7 protein-coding genes are annotated in these 7,400 nt (G+C 44.6%); 5 read left to right on the top strand and 2 right to left on the bottom strand.

Annotated features, from left to right (window positions below; genetic code table 11):
• From AACQ17_RS03735 to AACQ17_RS03715, 5 genes are all read left to right on the top strand, one after another.
• Positions 1-633, top strand: a 633-nt coding sequence (locus AACQ17_RS03735; RefSeq protein WP_094167613.1) for a DUF3334 family protein, incomplete at its 5' end; no start/stop codon positions are given.
• 127 nt (positions 634-760) lie between these two features.
• A complete protein-coding gene (locus AACQ17_RS03730) occupies positions 761-1,444 on the top strand; it encodes a DUF2786 domain-containing protein (RefSeq protein ID WP_017042255.1) in 684 nt (227 codons plus the stop codon).
• Between the two features lie 105 nt (positions 1,445-1,549).
• Positions 1,550-2,527 carry a J domain-containing protein gene (locus AACQ17_RS03725; RefSeq protein ID WP_094126975.1) on the top strand — a complete coding sequence of 326 codons (978 nt, stop codon included), beginning with the start codon at positions 1,550-1,552 and terminating at the stop codon, positions 2,525-2,527.
• Positions 2,528-2,699: 172 nt separating this feature from the next.
• Positions 2,700-2,882 (top strand): hypothetical protein, encoded by a 183-nt coding sequence (locus tag AACQ17_RS03720; RefSeq protein ID WP_010319035.1) that lies wholly within the window; start codon positions 2,700-2,702, stop codon positions 2,880-2,882.
• 329 nt (positions 2,883-3,211) lie between these two features.
• Positions 3,212-3,610 (top strand): hypothetical protein, encoded by a 399-nt coding sequence (locus AACQ17_RS03715; protein ID WP_017045220.1) that lies wholly within the window; start codon positions 3,212-3,214, stop codon positions 3,608-3,610.
• Positions 3,611-3,731: 121 nt separating this feature from the next.
• Here the strand turns inward: AACQ17_RS03715 and fabV are convergent, their stop codons facing one another.
• A complete protein-coding gene (gene fabV / locus AACQ17_RS03710) occupies positions 3,732-4,934 on the bottom strand; it encodes an enoyl-ACP reductase FabV (RefSeq protein WP_026028134.1) in 1,203 nt (400 codons plus the stop codon).
• A 177-nt stretch (positions 4,935-5,111) separates the two neighbouring features.
• Positions 5,112-7,394 carry an acyl-CoA dehydrogenase gene (locus tag AACQ17_RS03705; RefSeq protein ID WP_094146800.1) on the bottom strand — a complete coding sequence of 761 codons (2,283 nt, stop codon included), beginning with the start codon at positions 7,392-7,394 and terminating at the stop codon, positions 5,112-5,114.
• Between the last annotated feature and the right edge of the window lie 6 nt (positions 7,395-7,400).

Genomic DNA, 7,400 nt, shown 5'->3' with positions numbered 1-7,400 from the left:
GTGTCAGGAGTGCTCAGTTCTGCAACGGCGACCAACATTGCTTACTCAGCGATGGTACAAAAAATCAACAAAACGTCACTAAAGCCAGATTTCGGCTGTTTCGTTTTGTTTGATGGTGGCTTCTCTGGGCTCGTTGTTATCAACTTTACGGCCAAGGCTGCGCTGGAAATTTACACCAGTTATATGCGCAACATGGGAATGCCAGAAGAAGAGCTGGCCGTGCTGCACACTTCTGACGAGGTGGGCGATGTACTGGGCGAATTGATGAATCAACTCGTAGGCGACTTCACAAATAAAATCCGCAAAGAACTGCAAACCAACATTACCCAAAACCAACCGAAGATGCTGTCACTCAACAAACAGGTAATTTTGTCGGTGGATACTAATTTAGATCGTCCACAAGCACGCCGAGTTACCTTCTCGACAGAAAGTAATAATATTTTCTATCTTGAACTGGCAATGGATAAAACCGAATTCATCCAACTTGAAGAGTTTGAAGTTCAAGAAGATGAAAGCCCTGATTCAATTTTAGAAGCGACTCAGCAAAAACTGTCTGCCAAAGCAAAAAACGACAAGCAAAACAACAGTGATGATGATTTGACTACAGACCTATTGGATGAACTTGGTATTTAAACCACCAACCTCCTCTCGACTCGCTGCCTGATTTTGGGCAGCGATTCTCCACTTCGCTTTCACTTCCCGCATAAAACCGCTAAAATGTCGGACTTTTCTGAAGTTGTAGAATTGTATTTGCGAATTAATGGATAAACAGAAAGCTCTAAAGAAGATCGCTAAATGTCTTGAACTTGGTAATTCCGCGAATGTGAATGAAGCGGCCAATGCCATCAAGATGGCGCATAGCCTGATGCTGAAGTATGGGCTTGATAAAGATGACATCGAATTTATCAAGATGGGCAAAACCCAATCAACCCATTTACTACCCGCATCGATCACCTCATCACTACTGCGAGTGATCCGCGGTATCAATACTAAGTTTGGTGTAGAAGCGGTGCTACTCAATCATAAAGGACTCAAACGTGTTGAGTTTATTGGTGAGGCCGATCGCGCTATTTTTGCCGCATTCGCTTTTGATATCATTTACCGAGAAATGAACGAGCACACAGGCCAATTTCGAAATAGTTTCGCGGGCAGTGGCACTTCCAGCATGGAAGTCACACGGCGCGTCAATTCATTCGTTTCGGGTTGGATTGAAGGGGCATTAGAAAAGCTTCCAGTGATCACCGCCGATGATGAATCCAATAACAAAATCAATAATTACATTGATAAAGAGTTTCAAAATATTGACCGTGAGACCTTCAAGCAGCAGCTGCGTGATGCTATGAAAAATATTACCGCGGATTACGAAACTGGGTTAAAAAAAGGCCGTAAAGTATCTGTAAACCGACCGATTGATGGCGCACCTGCTCCAAAACGTCTTAGATAACCATTAATGCGCTATTCTGCTCTGTGCATTCGATAGAAATGCGCTACTATTTGAACAGAAATTAGCCCCACAAAACATGGTGAAAATTTGAGAGTTGTCCTTAGTTTGTGCCTGTTTTTCTCCTCATTAGTACTGGCTTCTCCTGTTGCTGAGCTAACTGCCCAAGCTCAGCAACAAAACTCAAATGCACAATATCAATTGGCGCTGGCTTATCAGCAAGGGGACAAAGTTGCTGTTAACCTAAACAATGCGTTTTATTGGTTTCAACAAGCGGCGCAGAATGGACACCCCTTAGCCAAATCTAGGCTAGCCAATCTCTATTTAAAGGGACAAGGAACCCCAAAAGACATCCCTCAAGCTCTATTTTGGCTGACAGACTTAGCCACTAGCGGCGATGTGAATGCTCAATTACAACTCGCTAGAACTTACGAAACACTCCCTTCGCCACCCTCAGCGTTAGAATTGTCAGAAATGTGGTATCGCATTGCGGCAAGTAAGAGTAGCCAAGCCGAAGAGGGTTATGCCCGTGTATTGCAAGAAAAATTCAATCAACAACGTGCAAAACAAGTCTCCTCCATCAGCCAATTAGACAGCGCTTTTGACAGCAGCGATGAAGCTGACATGGTGGTCAGCACTGCACCCGTTGAGCACGACTCGACAAGCTCTATCATGACGGATTACTTATCTCTGTTGTTGCTGATGTTACTCCTTTTGATGCTTATCTATCTTTTCCGCTTCTGGAGCCGAAAACGTAAGACCCAACAACACGATAAAAATAGTCAACACCAGCAAGAAATCGAATCGCAGGCCTTTATGATCAAACAGCAAAAAAGGCAGCTTGAAAGCTTATTCAAAGAGATCAAAAGACTGCAAAACAATCATGTGGCTCAATCTCAGGATCAAAAATTACTATTAGCCTGCGCATTATTTGGCTTTAAACCCAGTGAACTTCCCGATGAAAAAAGCATCAAGCTTCGCTACAAGCAACTGTGCAAAATATACCACCCAGATCTTCAAGGCTCACAAGAAGAAATGAAACGACTCAATGGTGCGTTAAAAATCATCCTGCCTCACGTTAAGTAAATGTTATTTTTAATGCGAAATATTACCGCTCGCGATTAAAACACTCGCTAAAGATAGACAACGCAATCGATCTCTATCTCACTTAAAGTAACAAATAGTTAACTTAATTCTCTTTTATATGGGATAATACGCCGCGAAAATTACACCTAAATCTTCTAGGTGGGGAGAAAACATGTTTACGATTGAAGGTATTTGCGATTGGTGTAAACAACCAAAGCTATTAATAAAACACGAATATATTGATGGGAAATCGCATCACTCATGTGAAAGTTGCAATGAGTTTGCGCGCATGGATGTCAGGCAGTTTAATATTGCAGAGCAAGCATTTCGAGATCGACAGTCACTGTCACATTAGGCATCAATAGCTATACATGAAAAAGCGCCAACACGGCGCTTTTTTACTGCCTATTTTTAAAGCACACCCATTTCAGCGACTATGATAACTTATCTAATTAGTGACGAGACACTGTTACTAGGATACTTGCATTGATCACAAAACAGACAACGGCGCTTTATCTTTGAACAATTTGATTGCTTGCTAAAAATAGTTATTAATCAATAAATTAAAACAAAATCTAACGAATTCAAGCTTGGTTATGCTGATAAATTCAGCAAAAAAAACTTGATCAGTATCTACAACTCAAATACTGTATACACATACAGCATGTATGAAAGGACAGTATTATGCTTCAAGTAAATTTCGCTTCTCAACTATCAGCTCAGTACCCTTTGGCTAATGCCCATCGCTCAGTCAATACGATTGAACAAGCCATGATGTCAAAGCTTGCTAAGCTATCCCAGCACCAACAGCAGTGGATCTTATTCACCTCTGAATGTCCTCGACCACAGTATGAACAGTTTGCTTCTTTCAATATACATTGCGACAGAGTGATCCACATGAAACCCTCTCAAACGTTATCGGAATTAGAGATTGTGATTAAAGCTATCCGCTCCGGAAATGCCAGTGCGATAATCGCGTCAAATACTATTGAGCCTATCAACCAACACCTACTCAAGCAATTAGCGGCCGAGCACCACTGTGATGTGTTTTTTGTTGCAGGGAAACAGCAACCGTTCCATTGATCGAGAAAATGCTGTTGAGGGTGAATAATGCTGTATTACCCTCCATAACGGCAAAGGCCTAGCACTGTGGCTAGACCTTTGAGATTAGAACATCTTATTGTGTCACTGTGACACCAATGGATTAGATATCAATTACATCGAATGCCACTTCAGTATCGACATCGGCTTCGTAATCAACACCATCAACACCAAAACCGAATAACTTCAAGAATTCTTCTTTGTATTCAACGTAATCCGTCAGCTCTTTTAGGTTTTCAGTAGTGATCTGTGGCCAAAGCTCACGGCAATGCTTTTGAATATCTTCACGCAGTTCCCAGTCATCCAGACGCAGACGATTTTGCTCATCCACTTCTGGCGCACTACCGTCTTCTTTATAAAGACGTTGGCTAAACATGCGATAGATCTGTTCAATACATCCTTCATGTACACCTTGCTCACGCATTTTCTTAAACACCATTGCGATGTAAAGAGGCATAACAGGAATAGCTGAACTGGCTTGAGTAACAACCGATTTAAGAACGGCCACATTAGCCGTACCGCCTAATACAGAAAGCTGTTCATTCAGTGCCGATGCGGCGCGGTCTAAATCCATCTTCGCTTTACCTAGCGCACCATCCCAATAGATTGGCCAAGTTAGCTCAGTACCGATATAGCTATAAGCCACGGTTTTACACCCTTGAGCCAATACGCCAGCTTCAGCAAGTGCATGGATCCACAGCTCCCAATCTTGACCACCCATAACCGTTACCGTGTCTGCAATTTCCTGCTCAGTTGCAGGTTCAACACTGGCTTCAATGATGATGTCTTTATTGGTATCAACCGCTGTCGCGGTGTATGTTTGGCCAATCGGTTTTAATGATGAGCGAATCAGTTCGCCAGTTTCAGGTAACTTACGCACTGGTGAAGCAAGCGAGTAAACCACCATATCAATTTGACCTAAGTCTTGTTTGATTAGCTCGATCGCTTTCTGTTTTGCTTGGTGAGAAAATGCATCACCATTTAGGCTTTTAGCATACAAACCCGCCTCGTGAGCAAGCTTGTCAAACGCGGCTGCGTTATAAAAACCGGCGGTGCCTGGTTTTTTGTCCGTGCCCGGTTTTTCAAAGAAAACACCGATGGTCGCAGCACCTCCACCAAAAGCGGCGGTAATACGAGACGAAAGGCCGTAGCCACTGGATGAGCCTACAACAAGTACACGTTTCGGTGCATTTTTGATAGGGCCTTGTGCTTTGGTGTAAGCAATTTGTTCTTTTACATTAGCTTCACAACCCACAGGGTGCGTTGTCGTACAGATAAATCCACGAATTTTAGGTTTGATGATCATATTCAACTTCCTTCAAAAATCTCCGCTAGGATAAAAGTTTCGCTCGAAGATCTCACCCTATTTCTTTAAAAACAGGCAGAAATTGCAAGTGGTTGGATCTCTCGTGGCTCAAAAAATCAGGGCACCCGACTAGGATGCCCTGATATATGGTCACACTTTTAGTGACGATATTCGCGACTAGGCGACATGATTAAGCTTTGGCTTTCCCGGCTTATTGGTCATCACCTCGCTCAAGTCATGGCTAAAGTGATCAACCTGAATCGCTTTATAACGCAGTTTGTCTGCGGCCAAAATTTGGTCTACTTCAGTTTGAGTCAACACATTTTCGCTTAAGGCTTGAGCTAATCGCTCAGTCAGGGCACCTTTACGCGCAATTTTACCCTCTTTGGCTGCGCGGAACAGCTTGCGCTCAAGTGCACTGATACCGTACATCGCCAAAAACGCTTTTTCCATCAAACCAACGCTATCGTCGTCCTCTGGCCCAATGTAACAAAGATGAGTGAGACGATCTCGATGTGCTCCAGGAGTCATTAAGCTTTCCGCCAGTTTGACCGACAGCTCATCGCTAGGTTTGTCATAATGGTTGCCCAAAGGGAAGACCAACACTTTAAGTAAGCGCCCAACCACTTTGTTGGGGAAGTTGCTGTACGCCTCTTGCAAAGATTTAGCCGCGTGGTACAAACAATATTGCACCGCGTAGTGCACGTAATCTAAATCGGTTTGTTGGCGGCCTTCATCTTCATACTTTTTCAAGGTCGCTGAAGCCATGTACAGATAACTCAAACCATCACCTAAACGCGCGGAAATCATCTCTTTACGTTTAAGATCGCCACCTAACGTCAACATAGCGAAATCGGCACTCACGGCAAGTGCTCGGCTAATGCGCGTTAACTGTTGGTAATACGCTTTTGTTGGGCCGCTCATCTGCGCTTTGACAAAGCGCGAACCCGTTAATGCAGCACCGAGCGCCCCAAAGGTATTTTTGGTCGCGTGGCTAATGTGCTTAAACAACAGCTTATCGAAATCTTTCGCGCCTTGCTCTGTATCAGGATTAGCCGCCGCTTCCATCTCTTTCAAAACATAAGGGTGACAGCGAGTGGCACCTTGGCCAAAGATCATCAAATTGCGAGTTAGGATATTGGCCCCTTCAACCGTAATTGCGACCGGGATACCAAGATAATGTGTTCCGAGGTAGTTCATTGGTCCATCTTGAATCGCTCGACCAGAGTGAATATCCATCGAATCATTTAAAATTGTGCGCGCAATTTCTGTCATATGGTATTTGGCAATGGCGGTCACTATACCCGGCTTTTCTTTCAAATCGAGCGAGGTTGTGGTTAAGGTTCGTGTCGCTTCAAGCAAATAAGTTAAGCCACCGATACGGCCCAGTGCTTCAGCTACCCCTTCAAATTTACCAATTGACATGCCAAATTGCTTGCGCACATAAGCGTATGCACCTGTCGTGCGCGAAGTTAAGTGACCAATCGCCGTACCAAGTGCGGGTAATGAAATACCACGCCCTGCCGACAAACATTCCACCAGCATGCGCCAGCCTTTACCCGCATAGTCAGCACCACCGATGAGCCAATCCATCGGGATGAAAACATCTTGACCACGCGTTGGGCCGTTCATAAACGCAAGGCCGAGTGGATCGTGTCGCTCGCCAATTTCCACGCCTTTGTGATTAGCAGGGATCAACGCGCAGGTAATACCGATATCGAGCTTATCGCCTAGAAGTTTTTCAGGATCACTGAGTTTGAAAGCTAGGCCTAGCACAGTTGCAACCGGAGCCAGCGTGATATAACGCTTATTCCAACTGAGTTTAATCCCAAGGACTTCTTTGCCCTCGTGCTTGCCGTAACACACCACGCCTTGATCAGGAATGCCGCCAGCATCGGAGCCTGCTTCTGGCCCGGTCAGCGCAAAACAAGGGATATCCGTACCGTCAGCTAAGCGAGGAAGCCAGTAGTCTTTCTGTTGTTGTGTACCGTAGTGAGAGAGAAGCTCTCCCGGGCCAAGCGAGTTTGGCACCATCACTGTAACAGCGGTACTGATACTGCGCGTCGCAATCCGTGACACTATGGTGGAATTGGCGAGTGCGGAAAATTCACGACCACCGTAGGCCTTTGAAATAATCAAAGAGAAGAAACGCTCTTTACGCAGAAACGTCCACACTTCCGCTGGCAAGTCGCGATCTTCTTTCACGATTTTATGGTCATCTAACATAGACAGCAGCGTTTCCAACTCATTATCAATGAAAGATTGCTCTTCATCTGACAAGGTTGGTTTTGGGTAATGATGCAGCTTGGTAAAGTCTGGACGACCTGAAAACAGTTCACCATCCCACCAAACGCTGCCCGCTTCCATCGCCTCTTTTTCTGTCTCCGATAACGGAGGCAAAACTTGCTTAAACAGTTTAAAGGCGGGGTCGCTTATCCATTTTCTTCGTAGAGAGCTCATGATCAG

Source organism: Vibrio sp. V10_P2A27P122 (genome assembly GCF_963874335.1).
Lineage (GTDB): Bacteria > Pseudomonadota > Gammaproteobacteria > Enterobacterales > Vibrionaceae > Vibrio > Vibrio anguillarum.
This window is presented reverse-complemented; position numbering and strand designations above follow the sequence as displayed.

What these genes read in the sequence shown, in the direction of transcription:
- AACQ17_RS03730 (WP_017042255.1), top strand. Translation starts at nt 761, where the DNA reads ATGGATAAACAGAAAGCTCTAAAGAAGATCGCTAAATGTCTTGAACTT.
- AACQ17_RS03720 (WP_010319035.1), top strand. Translation starts at nt 2,700, where the DNA reads ATGTTTACGATTGAAGGTATTTGCGATTGGTGTAAACAACCAAAGCTA.
- AACQ17_RS03715 (WP_017045220.1), top strand. Translation starts at nt 3,212, where the DNA reads ATGCTTCAAGTAAATTTCGCTTCTCAACTATCAGCTCAGTACCCTTTG.
- fabV (WP_026028134.1), bottom strand. Translation starts at nt 4,934, where the DNA reads ATGATCATCAAACCTAAAATTCGTGGATTTATCTGTACGACAACGCAC.
- AACQ17_RS03705 (WP_094146800.1), bottom strand. Translation starts at nt 7,394, where the DNA reads ATGAGCTCTCTACGAAGAAAATGGATAAGCGACCCCGCCTTTAAACTG.